This window comes from Pseudocolwellia sp. G5-9, from assembly GCF_055808995.1.
The window spans coordinates 3,817,486-3,832,333 of record NZ_CM147893.1 but is presented as its reverse complement, the minus strand read 5'-3'; the positions used below and the strand labels follow the sequence as shown (position 1 = coordinate 3,832,333).

The window sequence follows — 14,848 nt, the reverse complement described above, 5'->3', positions numbered from 1 at the left end:
TTCCCCCTTTAATTATCGTTGAATGGCAAAGTCTGGACTTGTAAACAGCAACATCATTACTGCATTCAAAGCGTTAGAGTCGTTGTGCTGATTTTTCAAAGTCCCATTTAAATTAGTATCATTTTGGCGAACCATATTGATGATATATAGAATTTGTTCTCTCAGTGCATCTGACATTTCACCTTGAGTAAACATTAAATCAATGTAATCAATTAAGTTGTTGATACCTTCTTCTCTAGTTTGACCTTCATTAATAATTTCAGCCCATTTATCATATGCACGCATTGCCGCAGATCCTCCAACAACATGTCTATGAATAAAGTTAAAACGAGAAAGCAATTTGTCTTCAGGTGAAAGTTCGAATACAGGAAAAACTAAATTTGGCTTATTACTACTTGGGTTATTAGTACCTGTGGTTGTACTAACTAGATCTTTCACAAAGAAAGTTGCATCATTTTTATCCAGCTCGCTATTAATAACGGTTCTGTCTAAGAAATAGTTACGATGACGGATATATTCATCAGAATAGTTCAATGACTCTAAAGAAATAGCATTAGGATCAACAAATCCATCTTTCCAAAACCAACTAGCATCTTCTCTATAAAGTTGTTTATCTTCAAATGGCTGAAGTAAAATATTGCCTTTCCTATGGCGAAGAAAATTACCTGGTACATCTACAGACTCAAGTGAAAACGTACCTTCTCCCGCAAGACCTTCAACAACTTTCCACTGAGCAGTTACCTCTTCGGGTTCTATAGCACTAATTCTTACTTTACTTTCAACATGCTGCACAAAATGTCCAGGATAGTTTGCTGATTCCAAGCTTATTATACGAGTATCTGTATTTTGAGGCTCATCTATAGCTTCTGATTCATCAACTAATCCCGCTTGTAATAATCTAGGATTACTATAATCAAAATGATAAAAGTTAAATACAGAAGAGGCCATCATTGGAGCTTGGTATAAATCATTTTCCAATTTATAAAAACCACTTTCAGGCGTATCGGTATTTTGATACATATCTAACGCTCGGAAAAAATGAGTCATCATAATAAGTGGCTCACGTAACTTACCAAACTCCAGCGCATTTTCACCCATATGGCCATTACGTGCTTCATCATCTAGAAGTATAGCTTTAGCAACAGCAGCTAAATCCCCTTTTACATTATTCCCATTATCATTAAATACCGCTGCAACTCGAGCTATATAACCAGGTGTAGGATTAGATGTAACTAACATTTGAATTAATCGTTGACTAACAAAGGGAGCTATATTTGAATGAGCAAAAACATCATCAAGAGCTGCTTGAATATCCTCTTCTACACTCTTAGGATTTGCAGGCAGTGTTACTGAAAGCAATTGTTTTTCAGTAAGATCATGTGCGTTATAACTCATGGCCATAGGTTTCGTATAATCACCAAAACGCCAATCACAACGGCCCGAATAACATAAACCGGTAAATACCTTAGCGAAGCCTTTAATTTGTGCTTGAGAGTATGTTTCAATCGGCTTACCACGTTCATCAACCTGATAACTTCCATCTTGATTGAGCAAATAAGTACCTAAACTCATAAGTTGTAGCATCTCACGAGCATAGTTTTCATCAGCCTCATTTGAACCTTCAGGATTAGCTTTATAATTTGGTGAGTAAGTGAGATAGGTTCCCATAACAGGATGCATAGTAACTTTGTACATAAGATCACGATAATTACCTAAAGCACCATCAATCAATGTATCGTAATAGTTAACTAATCCTGCTTGGTAACGCTCTAAGCTTGTGCCCACCTGAGAAACCACAAATATTTGGCTTAATGCAAATGCCATACGTTGGCGTAGCTGATCTTCCGCATGTAATGCCGCTTTCAACCATCCTTGATTACGCCTAAAGTTAGCTCGCGGATACTCAAAAGCAGCATCATAATAAGACCTATGTAAAGTCGCTGGCTTAGATAATTGCTCATCAATCCATGCTTCTTCACTCATTTTTTCAAGTTTAGTTATTTGTTCTTGTGTTGGGCCAAATGTCGCTTGTTGCAATAACCTTACAGCAGCAACTGGCTCCATTGCATATGAACTGGCAGCGGTACAAAAAACTACCAGAAACATCATGAATTTTTTATATCTTTTCATTATGTATAACAAAGATAAAAGCGGGTTTAAATTATGCATATTTAGCAAACCTTAAATAAAATATTACGCTACATTAGAATTTTTAAAGTGGGAAATTAACGATGTAAAGCATGCAGGTCGTCCTAAATCATGATTTGAGACGTTAAAAAAATAATTTTATCAACATGATATAAAAGAAATTATTTATTTAGGACTTAAGATATAGATATTGTGGGTTAGATAAAGACTGCGCTGATGCCGTGAAAAAATAAATATATTTATATCCAAACCATTTAAAATGTAAGTTCAGAACGTCTGGTTTATAAATACTGATGCTTTATTAATTCCTATAAAGTTCCTAAATGAATGTAAGGAATGTGGATAACGCTAGAGCAGTACCAAACTTTATTGAATCTAACAAAACTTTTTCATATACAGCTGAGTTGTTAAACTCATTTAAAAGAATATAAATGAGAAATGGGTTATTGCGATTGGTAAATAGGTATTAAAAATATGATTGAATATACAATAAACATGTGGGAACTTGCTACTGAAGGAGATAAGCAAGGAGTGCTATTTTTTGTAGTAATTTACGCATTAGTTATTTGCTTATACTCTCTTGTTCGGCAAGTATTAATAAAGCAATGGCCCGTTGCAAAAGGTGTTTTACAAAATGCTTCTGTCAAAAAATGGGGAGACGCTGAGTTAATTGTATCAGAGCAAGATTATAAAGTTGATTCTTTGTATACATATCAGGTGTGTGAAAAGGAATACCAAGGAACAAGAGTATCACCTTGGATAATAGTCGCCTCCCACAATGCTAAATCATTGCTTACGAAACAATTAAGTTATATTCAAAAGAATGAAGATGGCACGGTCAATGTATTTTATAACCCTAAAAACCCGAAAAAGAGCTACTTGGTAAAACCTGGACTTTTCGGTATGGCTATTACTTTAGCTCTGGCGGTTCTTCCCTTATATTTATATTTACATGAATACTTATAAATCACATAAAAAGCGAGTTACCAATCTAAACCTTTTTGCGCTTTAACACCGGATTTAAAGGCGTGTTTTACGGGTTGAACTTCAGATACTGTGTCGGCTAATTCAAGTAAGCGTCGATGACAAGCTCTACCGGTAATTAATACATGTTGCATTATGGGGCGATTATTTAATGTTTCAATAATGTCATCTAAATCTATGTATCCGTACTTCACCATGTAGGTCATTTCATCAAGCAGCACCATATCTATGTTTGGGTTACTTAACATTGCTTTACTCTTTTCCCACGCGACTTTTGCCGCAGCGATATCGGTCTCTTTACTCTGAGTTTCCCAAGTAAAGCCGGTTCCCATCACATGATGCTCTACTGGAAATTGTTTAAGAATGTTCATTTCGCCACATTCCCATTTTGATCCTTTAATAAATTGCACAACACCTGTGTTTAAACCATGTCCTACGGCACGTAATATAGTACCGAAACCTGAGGTGCTTTTACCTTTACCATTACCAGTAATAACCACTAAAACACCGCGTTCTTCGGTGGCTTTTGCTACACGCTCATCTACATTAGCTTTAATTTTTTGTTGGCGAGCTTTATGTTTTTCTTCATCGGTTAAGGTATTACGTTGTTCTGTCATAATTGTCTTCTTTCTAGGGGCTAAGTTCAAAGTCGAGTTTTCTTACTTTGATGTTTACGCCTGATTTTGTGAGTTCTTGATAAAAATCGGCAAGGTTACACTCTTTAACCTGCTTACATACAATACCGTATTTTAAAATAGCGGTTTTACTACTTTGTAAAGAAGCGAGCTTTAACCAATGTAACGCCTTGTTAAAATCTTTACTAACAAACTGCCCATTAATATACATTTGAGCCAAGTTAACTTGCCCTTTTGCGTAACCTAATTCTGCTGATTGTTGAAAAAAGTTAAAAGCGCTTTCTAAACCCGTTTCATTAAAACGATCATTTAAAAAAGCTACGCCTTTATTATTTTCTTTTTTACCGTATATTAAACCACTAGAACGATAATTTTCTTTCATGGGCCCAACCACGTTACCATAGAGCAGATTTTGAATAGGTCTATTAGCTAAATAGATAGCCCCGTTGCTAAACATATTCTTAATTTCATTATGTGATATATCGTAACGTCGAGTTTCAAAGTATTTTTTAAAACCTAATTGCCCATAGTAAATTGCATTAATAACCGCATGCTTACTTTGATAATAAAAACCGCCATACATAAGCGTAACAATGTCGCCCGTTATATCCACTACCTTAGCAATTCTGTATTTTTCATGGGGTCGTAAATCTTTTTTAATCAGCCTAAAATCAATAAAGTAAATGTCGTTAATTTTAGGTTCTAAAATAATAGCCAAAGAGTTATCTTTTTGATGCTTATAGTCCATATATTCTGTAAAGCTGAAATACAAAGCAATAAGAGCAAGAACCACCGCAAACGTTTTTAAGGGAATTTTTATTGGACGGAAACCTATGGTTCTTAATGCCATAGCTGCTTTTATTCCTGTATTTTCTGTCACCTAACTTCCTTGAAGTTTGTTTTAATTTATTTGACCATACTACCCTGCAGCCATTACTTAGTAAAAAGTTTTACCGTTAATTCAGGATTACTTTGAAAATACCAATGCATGTACGACGCTATAATATTACCGTGCTGATAAACAAACTCGCCTAAGCGTTCACTGGGGTGATGCTTAGTTTGACTAATAGGCTCTAACGAAATGTCGGCACTTGAGTAATGAAAACTGTGGCCGCGCATTACATTATTCTCTAACGTTTCAGTTCCTTTTAAAGGTAATTCAACCCACTGAGAACCAATAGCCGCTAGCTTTTTTTGCATAATGGCATTACCCGGTAACAAGCCAACCATTGAAAACTTTTTATCTTGTAAATCAGTTAGCTGCTCAAGTAAATACAACATACCACCACATTCTGCAATCAATGGTTTATTGGTTTTAGCAAAAGATCGTACGCTCGATATAAAGCTTGTATTTTGAACAAGTTGCTCAGCATATAATTCTGGGTAACCACCGGGAATATATAACACATCACCTGCTGGTAACTCAGCATCGGTAAGTGCTGAACAATAAACTAACTCAGCGCCTGTTTCTTGTAAAAAAGCGATATTAGCCGCATAAATAAAACTAAAAGCTTTGTCTTTTACAATAATAATACGAGTGCCTTTTAAAACACCTTCATGTTGATACTCGTGTTCAACCTCTTCACAAGGAAAAAACTCTATACTGGCAGGAAGTTCAGCTAAACCTGTAGCGGCAATATGAGACGCAGCTTGATCAAGTTGTACATCAATATCAGCCAACTCTTGTGCTTGTACTAAACCCAAATGACGTTGAGGTAACGTAATGGTTGCATCTTTAGGCATTCGACCGTAAAAGCGTAAATCGTCAGGCAAGCAATTTTGTAATATTTCGGTATGTCTAGGCGTGTTAACTCTATTTGCTATAACACCTGAAAATGGCAAATTAGGACGATAGTTAGCTAATCCAAAAGCAACCGCTGCAAAGGTTTGCGCCATGGCAGAAGCGTCGATAATACCTAATACCGGAATATTAAAATACTCAGCTAAATCAGCACTACTTGGCGTACCATCAAAAAGCCCCATAACCCCTTCAATCAAAATGAGATCTGACTCAAGCGCAGCTTTATATAACAACTGTTTACAGTCTTGTTCACCCACTAACCACAAATCTAATTGATACACTAATTCGCCGCTGGCTTGGCGTAAAATCATAGGATCAATAAAATCAGGTCCTACTTTAAATACGGTAACCTTTTTACCTTGATTACGATGATACCTAGCGATAGCAGCAGTAATTGTTGTTTTTCCGGTGCCTGATGAAGGAGCAGCAACAATTAATGCTGGGCACATAGTGCCTGTGCCCTTTACATTATCAGGAGTATTTTCAAATGCCAAAGTAAACGCCTTTTATTAATAAGTTGATGTAAGCAACAATTTATGATGAAAGTTGAGCTGTTGTTTTTTCAGTGAAAAAACGATTGATACACCAATGCATTACTATTCCTGTAGCAACATAAAACACAGGATTAGAAACTGATTTAAAAAAGTATTTATTTACTCGTGTTGCATATTCAGCCCACGATAAATCTGGAAATTTCCCCGAGAAGGCATAATAACTACCATTAGAGATGAAAAAGGCAATAGAGCTAGCAATAATTAACGCTACACTCACTTTAACAATATTGGTTATCATATTTTGTTGTGACCAATCAGGACGCACGTAATAACCCGCTGCAAACATAGCAACATAACTAAAAGCTAGAGCAGGATAAGACGCGGTTAAACAATCACCAAATTGTCCTCGATGAAATGAAGACGCTAAATCAATAGTGATAGATAAAATATAAAAAAACCAAAAGTCTTTCACTTTACGCAAGTACATACCTGCTAAAAAGAACACAGCTGTAGAAGCACTTGGCAGGCTATTGAAAGTAGAAAAATGATTACCACGTGTAGCGATCATTAACAAAGTTAATAAGCCACATATGCTTAAGAACAAAGAAAGGGGTGATTTTACTTCAGTTAATTTCATAACAATCCCGTTAAATAGTTAACGGTGGAGAAATCAAAGTTAGTAAAAGAAGTGAAAACTATAAATAAGAACGTTATAGGCTAATACAAATTTACTAGTCTCTGAAAAGCCGCCCACCGCAGTTGTCGAGTATAAATTAGGCCGGTCTCCGGACTCCTGTTCATCGCTTTGCAATACCTTCCCATGCTTTCATTGAATGAAGAATACCAAACGCATTAATGAATTGAACTATTTTATATGAAGAATAAATGGTCAAATACAAGGCATTTATTTTAATAACTAGTTGTTCTAATTATTAAATAAATAACGATGTAATTGGCCATTTAAACAAGTATAAATGATCAATTGGTTATTGCGATTGGTATAAACACAGTGGTTTTTATTGCTGCTCACAGTTACCGTTGCGGGGGCAGTACTGGTATTTCACCAGTTTCACGTTTCATCTTAATTAATACTTATTCATTAAATTATAAGCATTAATTTCGACACCTAAATCTGACTGAAATAGTACCTGAAGCAAGCTGTTTATACAACATATACCCATATCAAAGTAAATGATGCACACTATTAATATTGTGCATTGAACACTGTTGCTGATTTAGTTATGCTGCGCTGCAATTAGCAAAAGTACGGCTCTATGATTACAACTTTATATTTAGCTCGCCATGGCGAAACTCAGTGGAATAAAATACAACGTTTTCAAGGACAGCTTGATAGCAACTTAACCGAGTTAGGTAAAACCCAATCAGAGCAAATAGCTCAAAACGTGCTTAAGCATAATATCGAAGTTATTTTCTCTTCAAATTTAGGACGTGCCGTAAACAGTGCTCAAATATGTAAACAAACGCTTGGCGTAAACACCCAAGTAAAATCTAGCCTTACCGAAAGGCATTTAGGCTATTGGCAAGGTAAGCAAATAACAACCTTATCGAAAGATCCTAATTATGTTGAGCTATTGCAGAAATTTACTGAGCTAACACCTCAAGGTGGAGAAAGCGCTGTAACTTGTGGCGAACGTATTTACAAAGCACTTGAAAAAATAGCGATAGAATATAAAACAGCTCATATTTTAGTGATTTTTCATGGTGAGGCTCTGCGTTGTTTTTATGGTTATATTGGTAATAATTCGAATATGAATGCCTACGACTTATTTAAAAATGGTTCTATTAACAAACTAACTTATGAGCATAACACCTCAAGTTTTCATTTAACGCCATCGACCTAAGCTAAATTGCTCTATAAAAAGGAAAGAAAGTGACATTTAACGAACTTACTTTATGGTTGTTTTCTACACTGCCTTTTTATACGCTAACATTAACAATTATTTTAGCTTTATTACTTGATAAGTACTTAGGCGAAGCTCGTCAGTATCATTACTTAGTGGGCTTTGGTTGGCTTGCTCAACAAATCGAAAAACGTTTAAACACCTTTCAAACCGATAAAAAATCAGACGAAACACAGCCATTACGCTTCAATATAAAAAAGGCATTATTAGGCTCACTCGCATGGGCTATTTTAGTGCTACCTATTCCGTTACTTTATTGTTTATATCTCAATCATTTAACTTGGTACTGGCAAATATTATTAGACGCTATCGTGCTTTATTTAGCCATTGGCCTAAACAGTTTGTATCAACATGCTATGCAGGTTTACCAACCGCTAAAAGAAAATAATTTAGTACAAGCAAGGTACTTTACTGGTTACCTCGTTAGTAGAGAAACGGCTGAACTAACGCCTACTGAAATGTCGCGAGCAACGGTTGAGTCTATGTTAGAAAATGGCCACGACTCGGTTATCGCATCGATAGTTTATTTTATTATTGGCGGTGCACCGCTAGTTATTTTTCATCGTTTTGCCAATACGTTAGATGCAATGTGGGGCTATCGTACATTACAATTTAACTCTTTTGGTTTCGCCAGTGCTCGGCTTGATGATGCATTAGGATTTATTAGTGCAAAAATATGCACCTTGTTATATGCCATTCAAGATACATTCCTTACAGCATTAGCAAACGCCTATAAACAAGGTAATACATACAAAAGCCATAATGGCGGCTGGGTTATGGCAGCCGGTGCAACCGTGATGAATAAAAAGCTAGGTGGCACAGCGCAATATAATGGTAAAATAGTTGAATCGGTTACTTTAGGTTGTGGTGAAAATATAACAGTTGAAGATATTCCTAAAAGTATCTTAATTGTGAAGCGAGCCGCTATAATACTCACGTTAATCGTATTGTTATGGCAAACAGTTAACCTACTTTTAAACATCATATAATATTCAAATATGAGTGAGAACTTTTCATGGCGCTTATCCACGGCGGACAGCTTCAGCAAATAGCTAACCAATATAAAATACCTGCAGAACAATGGCTTGATCTATCCACTGGCATTGCACCAACCAGCTACCCTATTCCAAATATTCCATTAAGCATATGGCAAAATTTACCCCAAAGTAATAACGAGTTATTAGCTGCGGCTAAACATTATTACCAATGCAAACACGTAACCGTAACCAACGGTAGCCAAGCCATAATAAAAGCACTGCCTGAATTGTGGCAGCTAAAAAATAGCACTTCTCAACATGTTTACCTACCCAAATATGGCTACAAAGAACATGCTCAAGCATGGAGAAAATCTGGCTACGAGTTACATTTTTATTTAGATGAGTTACCACCAATAGATACTATTTACCTGAACAGCGTGCTGGTTATTATTAACCCAAATAATCCCACAGGTAAGTTATTTACACGTAAAATAATCATGCAATATCAAACATTAATGCAAGAGCTTAATGGTTTGTTAGTGGTTGATGAAGCTTTTATGGATGTAATAACAGATGATCATTCTATTTGCTCGCAGGTTGAAAACAGCAATACATTAGTATTTCGCTCTTTTGGGAAATTTTTTGGTTTAGCGGGTATCCGTATTGGCTTTTTAGTGGCGAATAAAAATTGGTGCGATATATTTAACGAGCATTTAGGGCCTTGGCAAGTGAATGGCCCAGCGCAGGTTGTAGCCCAACACGCACTAAAAGATACCGATTGGCATCAACAGCAAAAACAACAGCTACATATATTGCGAAAAAAGCAAGAAGCCCTATTATGGCAAGCCTTTGGTAGCGAAGTGATAGCCGAAATTAAAGGAAGCGATTTATTTTTGACCCTAACCTTTAATAACACTAAAAGCGCTGAAAAAATATATGAATTATTATGCCAACAAGCTGTTTACGTTCGCCTAACCGACGAAAAAGATAAATTAAGATTTGGTATCACAACAGAAGATAAATTAGATAAACTTTTTAATGTGTGTCATTCAATAAAGTAAAAAAGAATAAAAAAAAGGTTATTAACTATTGGGGAATAGCTAATAACCGGAGATAAAAGTTCTACATCATAATAGAGGGAGAGCCTGAGTTTACGCGTCCTGTAACATAAACTCAGGCTTATCAATATCGGTTAGAGTAAGTAGTAGTGGACTCATCCCTAACCAACAACTTAATGATAATCATTCTTATTTAGATTGTAAAGCGTTTATTTGAAATAAACTAAGAAAAACCCCAAAAGAATATTTTTGGGGTTGTGTTTTTAGAGCGCTGTTTATATTAATTTAACGCTACCGTTTATTCACAGCTTAAAAGTTTTGATAAGTAACACCAAAATATACAACGCGATCTTGAGTAAAATAAGTCATAGAGTTTTGATATTGCACATTAAAAGCATTATTAATTTTTGCTGTAACTTTTACACTTTCCGATATGGCGTATTTAATACCTAAATTAACTAAAGAATAGCTATCTAATACTACAGCGTCACCAGAAAAAGGGTAATCATAGCGTTTACCTTTGTATTGAACATCTGCATAAATGTTCGTATTTTCCATTTGTTTACTAAACTTATAATTTGCTTGCTGTTTTGCTCTACGGCCCAATTGTTCACCTGTAGAAGCATCTTCGGCCTTAATGTAACTTACATTAAACTGATGTTGACCACCCAAACCTTTATAAATAACGCCAAGCTCTGCACCTTTTATTTCAGCAGCACTAATATTTACAGGGGTAGTGTTATTGTCTGCATCTTTACCTGTCCACTCGATTAAATTATCGATATCTGTTTTATAGAGATTAAATGTAGTTGATAAATTATCAAATGAACTTTTTATACTTAATTCATAACTCTTTGATGATTCAGAAACCAGATCCGTATTACCTACAAAACCAAATTGAAGAGGATAATATAAATCATTAAAGGTTGGTGCTTTAAATCCTGTACCTACAGATAAACTCACTTGAGTATTATCTAGCACTTGATAACCAATACTTGAGTTATAAGTTACCTCTGATTTAACCCCTTCTACATCATCATAACGTGTTGCTAATTCATAAGATAATTTGTCTTTGCTATACATTACATGTGCAAAAACGCCCGTTGTATCTCGTTCGTCTACAGGAAACTCAGCATCACCTTTCAATGTTTCGCTATAAAAGTCAGCGCCTAAATTCAATAGCCATTCTTCAGAAAGTAAACTGCTATTAATTACTGAATATTGCTTCCTTCTAGAATCAAATGACGAACCGTCATCTTTACTTGTACCATTTCCATGTCTTATATCTGACACTCTATTTTGACCAATGTTAAATTGAGTATCATTTTTTATATCACCAAGGTCCCATTGATAATTCGCACCAATTTTCCAAACGTAATTACTTATTGCACTTTCATTGCCACCAAATGAACTATCATATTCAGTATCGCCTTGATCCACTTGTGTCAACCAATCAACACTCAATGTGTCAGTAATCTTTTGTTGACCATTTATAGAGATAGAATCAAAACTATAACCATCATCATCCGTTTCAGCATCATCTTTAGCATCAAAGCCATTACTTTCTTCATGATCAATATTGATACTTGTATGGCCATCACCATGTTCGATGCCAACGCCAGCATTCAACATTTTGTAACCTTCGCTCCCTAAACTTGCACGAACAAAGTGCTCTCCATCATTAAGTTTACGAGTGAATATTTGAATAACACCACCAATAGCATCAGACCCCCATAAAGCAGCACGAGGACCTTTAACGATTTCAATACGTTCAATTAATTCAGGAGCTAGATCATTGATATTAGTTGACCCTAAGGTTGCAGAACTAATACGAACACCGTTTAGTAGAATTAATGTGTGACTAGAATTAGCACCTCGCATATACACAGATGAAGCCTGACCTCTACCACCCGAAGTTGAAAAATCAATACCAGCAACCGTAGATAAAAGGTCTAAAACAGATTTTGGTTGAACTTCATCAATATCAGCACGATTAATTACAATTTGAGATGCCAATGAGTCATCAATATTCATCGCTGTACGCGATGCCGTTACCGTAATAATATCTAAATCTTTTTCAGCTACGGTTTTATCTACCGCCATAGCAGGCATAGAAATAGCCGTTGTAATTGCTAGTAAAAGAACTGATTTTTTAAATGTGTTTGTTTGTTTAACTTTATGTGTTTGTAGTGCTTTCATGTTTTACCTCGTTAATGATGCCCTCCGCATCATTTGGCAGCCGTGTTTCACGACTTTATTAAATAAATTTAAGCGGTCGGGCTCATACATTTTTTATGTATTTACCGTTGCGGGGGCAGCGAGGAATTTTCATCCTCTTTCCTTAAATTTATTATGGTAAACAGTACTTACTACTTAAATAAGCAGTAAGTACTGTCGTGTTATGAGTAAAGAGTTAAGTTTTATTTATACGTAAAAACTATAAAATAGCTGGAGTATTAACACCTTCTTCGATAATTTTTTGAATTTTTTCTAGTGCTAAGTGATCCACACAAACATCGGCTAAGCGCTCTAATTGCACTTCTCTGTGTTGGTTAATATCAATAACAGGTTGATCTAAAGTTGTGATCCCTAACCAGTCTAAAACTTTCTGGGTAGGTTCTGGGCAATCAAAAAATCCATGTAGGTAAGTGGCTATAATCTGATTGTCTTCAGAAATACAGCCATCTGCGATAGCGTTATCGTTATGCATAATATGCAAAAGAGGATGACTTAATGCTTCGCCAGTCGAAACACCACAATGGATCTCGTAGCCTTGCAATGTGCAAGATTCATCATTTAATTTCATCACAGCAGATACTTGCGTTAAGGTTTTTTCTTGAGTCAGTGTGGTCGTAAAATCAAGTAAGCCCAGTCCTGTTATTTCTTCAACATGAGATTCTATATGTAGGGGATCAAATATCGTTTTCCCTAGCATTTGAAAGCCGCCACAAATCCCCATCACTTTACCGCCGTAACGCAAATGTTGATTAATTTCTTGCTGCCAACCTTGTTCTTTTAAAAATTGAAGATCTGAAGTCACGTTTTTGCTGCCCGGAATAATGATCAAGTCAGCACCTTGTAACGACTGCCCTATTTTTATGTATTGCAGATCAATATTAGGCTGTAAGCGTAACGGATCAAAGTCGGTATGATTACTCATATGAGGTAGTAGCGGAACAAATATCTTAACTTTGGCTTGGCTAACTTTATTGTTTAATGCAACGGCATCTTCAGCGTCTAACGCTAAATCATGTAAGTAAGGCATAACACCTAAAACAGGTTTACCTGTGCGTTCTTCTAACCAGGTTAAGCCTGACTCAAGCAGTTTAATATCACCTCTAAAACGGTTGATAATAAAACCTTTAACTCTGTTTTGTTCCGATTCAGACAATAATTCAAGCGTTCCTACAAGATGTGCAAAAACACCGCCTTTATCAATATCTGCCACAATAATTACGGGACAGTCTACCGCTTCAGCGTATCCCATATTGGCTAAATCATGAGCGCGTAAATTAATTTCTGCGGGGCTGCCTGCGCCTTCTACCACTAATACATCGTACTCGTTAGCAAGGCGTTGGTGCGATTTAAGCACAGCTTGCATGGCTACTTTTTTATAGTCGTGGTACTTACCCGCTTCCATATTAGAAATAGCTTTGCCGTGAACAATAACTTGGGCGCCAGTATCGCTATTGGGCTTTAATAAAATAGGGTTAAAATCTATACGCGCTTCTACTTTGGCTGCTATTGCTTGTAATGCTTGGGCACGACCAATTTCGCCACCGTCTTTAGTTACCGCACTATTTAACGCCATATTTTGTGGCTTAAATGGTGCAACTTTAATTCCTTGATTTACTAAAGCTCTACACAAACCCGCCACTAACGTACTTTTACCTGCGTCAGACGTTGTGCCTTGTATCATGATGGTTTTCATTACTTATCTCCCTTTAAGGTTAAAGGAAGGCCCGCCATAACAAAGTCGACTTTATTGGCTATTTCAGCAATAGCTTGATGTAGCCAGCCTGATTGATCTACAAATTCACGTGATAAATCGCCCATAGGAACGATACCGTGTCCTACTTCGTTACTGACTAAAATAATATGCAGATTTTTATATTTTTGACTGTTAATTAAGCTGGCTAATAATTGCTGTTTTTCGTGTTGGAAATACGCTAAATCGTGATTACATAAACAATTAGTAACCCACAAGGTAAGGCAATCAATTAGAATACATTGGCCCTTATTTGAAGTATTACTTGTTATAAGTTCAATAAGAGAGTCAATCGTAGCAGCTAATAAGAGAGGTGATTCTACCGTTTTCCATTGTGTGGGTCTGTCCTTCTGATGAAGTACAATACGGTTTTCCATCTCTTTATCAAGTGCTTGAGCAGTAGCTATATAGGTAACAGGTAGGTTTATTTTTTTGGCGCACTGCTCTGCAAGCGAGCTTTTGCCCGATCGCGCACCGCCTAAAATTAAATGTACTTGCCCCATACTGTCTCCTTATAAAATGTATCAATAAGTTAAAATGATCATTAAACATAGGTACAAGAGGGGAAGCAGAACACATTCATCTGTTCAGTAAAACAGATAAAAATATGAATTGTTCGAGTAGACCCGCTCGACCTTAAAATTCATGTATTTTCACCTGATATCCTGACTTACAGCATCTCAACATACACCTTCCCAAGTAAGTTAACTCAGTGGTATTACTAAATAGTATGTATGTCGCTCTGTTTACAGTTGCGGGTACAGTTGTGGATTTTCACCACATTCCCAGTTTTATTTCTTCTTTCTAAGCCAAAGCTTAATGATAAAATTGAATGAAATAA

General features: G+C 36.1%; 12 protein-coding genes and 3 riboswitches. Of the genes, 4 read left to right on the top strand and 8 right to left on the bottom strand.

The genetic code is table 11. The features are described from left to right. Positions 1-12: 12 nt before the first annotated feature. A complete protein-coding gene (locus tag AC0L5Q_RS16620; RefSeq protein ID WP_473611608.1) occupies positions 13-2,109 on the bottom strand; it encodes a DUF1800 family protein in 2,097 nt (698 codons plus the stop codon). Between the two features lie 513 nt (positions 2,110-2,622). On the opposite strand from AC0L5Q_RS16620, the gene AC0L5Q_RS16615 reads away from it, so the two are divergent. After that, positions 2,623-3,114, top strand: a complete 492-nt coding sequence (locus AC0L5Q_RS16615) for a DUF3592 domain-containing protein (RefSeq protein ID WP_473611604.1) — start codon at positions 2,623-2,625, stop codon at positions 3,112-3,114. Between the two features lie 17 nt (positions 3,115-3,131). On the opposite strand, the gene cobO is transcribed toward AC0L5Q_RS16615, so the two are convergent. From cobO to AC0L5Q_RS16595, 4 genes are read right to left on the bottom strand one after another with little or no spacing between them, the layout of a single operon-like run. Next, a complete protein-coding gene (cobO, locus tag AC0L5Q_RS16610; protein WP_473611600.1) occupies positions 3,132-3,749 on the bottom strand; it encodes a cob(I)yrinic acid a,c-diamide adenosyltransferase in 618 nt (205 codons plus the stop codon). Positions 3,750-3,762: 13 nt separating this feature from the next. Beyond that, the gene (locus tag AC0L5Q_RS16605) at positions 3,763-4,647 is read right to left on the bottom strand and encodes a tetratricopeptide repeat protein (RefSeq protein WP_473611596.1); all 885 of its coding nucleotides are present in this window, start codon (positions 4,645-4,647) and stop codon (positions 3,763-3,765) included. A 53-nt stretch (positions 4,648-4,700) separates the two neighbouring features. After that, on the bottom strand, positions 4,701-6,062 hold the full coding sequence (locus AC0L5Q_RS16600) for a cobyrinate a,c-diamide synthase (RefSeq protein ID WP_473611592.1): 1,362 nt from the start codon (positions 6,060-6,062) through the stop codon (positions 4,701-4,703). 40 nt (positions 6,063-6,102) lie between these two features. Next, on the bottom strand, positions 6,103-6,699 hold the full coding sequence (locus AC0L5Q_RS16595; RefSeq protein WP_473611588.1) for a hypothetical protein: 597 nt from the start codon (positions 6,697-6,699) through the stop codon (positions 6,103-6,105). 122 nt (positions 6,700-6,821) lie between these two features. Further along, a riboswitch (cobalamin riboswitch) is annotated at positions 6,822-7,207 on the bottom strand. Positions 7,208-7,336: 129 nt separating this feature from the next. On the opposite strand from AC0L5Q_RS16595, the gene AC0L5Q_RS16590 reads away from it, so the two are divergent. The 3 genes from AC0L5Q_RS16590 to cobD are packed head-to-tail and all read left to right on the top strand — an operon-like array spanning position 7,337 to position 10,022. Beyond that, positions 7,337-7,924 carry a histidine phosphatase family protein gene (locus AC0L5Q_RS16590; protein ID WP_473611585.1) on the top strand — a complete coding sequence of 196 codons (588 nt, stop codon included), beginning with the start codon at positions 7,337-7,339 and terminating at the stop codon, positions 7,922-7,924. Positions 7,925-7,953: 29 nt separating this feature from the next. Beyond that, positions 7,954-8,973 (top strand): cobalamin biosynthesis protein CobD/CbiB, encoded by a 1,020-nt coding sequence (locus AC0L5Q_RS16585; protein ID WP_473611581.1) that lies wholly within the window; start codon positions 7,954-7,956, stop codon positions 8,971-8,973. A gap of 26 nt (positions 8,974-8,999) precedes the next feature. Further along, positions 9,000-10,022, top strand: a complete 1,023-nt coding sequence (gene cobD, locus AC0L5Q_RS16580) for a threonine-phosphate decarboxylase CobD (RefSeq protein WP_473611577.1) — start codon at positions 9,000-9,002, stop codon at positions 10,020-10,022. Between the two features lie 306 nt (positions 10,023-10,328). On the opposite strand, the gene AC0L5Q_RS16575 is transcribed toward cobD, so the two are convergent. The 3 genes from AC0L5Q_RS16575 to cobU all read right to left on the bottom strand — a co-directional run bounded on the left by AC0L5Q_RS16575 (position 10,329) and on the right by cobU (position 14,510). Then, a complete protein-coding gene (locus tag AC0L5Q_RS16575) occupies positions 10,329-12,218 on the bottom strand; it encodes a TonB-dependent receptor domain-containing protein (RefSeq protein ID WP_473611573.1) in 1,890 nt (629 codons plus the stop codon). A 54-nt stretch (positions 12,219-12,272) separates the two neighbouring features. Continuing rightward, a riboswitch (cobalamin riboswitch) is annotated at positions 12,273-12,401 on the bottom strand. A gap of 55 nt (positions 12,402-12,456) precedes the next feature. Then, on the bottom strand, positions 12,457-13,950 hold the full coding sequence (locus AC0L5Q_RS16570) for a cobyric acid synthase (protein WP_473611570.1): 1,494 nt from the start codon (positions 13,948-13,950) through the stop codon (positions 12,457-12,459). Next, a complete protein-coding gene (cobU, locus tag AC0L5Q_RS16565) occupies positions 13,950-14,510 on the bottom strand; it encodes a bifunctional adenosylcobinamide kinase/adenosylcobinamide-phosphate guanylyltransferase (RefSeq protein WP_473611567.1) in 561 nt (186 codons plus the stop codon). Before cobU ends, AC0L5Q_RS16570 begins: the two co-directional genes overlap by 1 nt. Before the next feature lie 135 nt (positions 14,511-14,645). Continuing rightward, positions 14,646-14,841: riboswitch (cobalamin riboswitch) on the bottom strand. Between the last annotated feature and the right edge of the window lie 7 nt (positions 14,842-14,848).

Coding starts and splice junctions, on each gene's coding strand:
- AC0L5Q_RS16620 (WP_473611608.1), bottom strand. CDS start 2,109: ATGATGTTTCTGGTAGTTTTTTGTACCGCTGCCAGTTCATATGCAATG.
- AC0L5Q_RS16615 (WP_473611604.1), top strand. CDS start 2,623: ATGATTGAATATACAATAAACATGTGGGAACTTGCTACTGAAGGAGAT.
- cobO (WP_473611600.1), bottom strand. CDS start 3,749: ATGACAGAACAACGTAATACCTTAACCGATGAAGAAAAACATAAAGCT.
- AC0L5Q_RS16595 (WP_473611588.1), bottom strand. CDS start 6,699: ATGAAATTAACTGAAGTAAAATCACCCCTTTCTTTGTTCTTAAGCATA.
- AC0L5Q_RS16590 (WP_473611585.1), top strand. CDS start 7,337: ATGATTACAACTTTATATTTAGCTCGCCATGGCGAAACTCAGTGGAAT.
- cobD (WP_473611577.1), top strand. CDS start 9,000: ATGGCGCTTATCCACGGCGGACAGCTTCAGCAAATAGCTAACCAATAT.
- AC0L5Q_RS16575 (WP_473611573.1), bottom strand. CDS start 12,218: ATGAAAGCACTACAAACACATAAAGTTAAACAAACAAACACATTTAAA.
- AC0L5Q_RS16570 (WP_473611570.1), bottom strand. CDS start 13,950: ATGAAAACCATCATGATACAAGGCACAACGTCTGACGCAGGTAAAAGT.
- cobU (WP_473611567.1), bottom strand. CDS start 14,510: ATGGGGCAAGTACATTTAATTTTAGGCGGTGCGCGATCGGGCAAAAGC.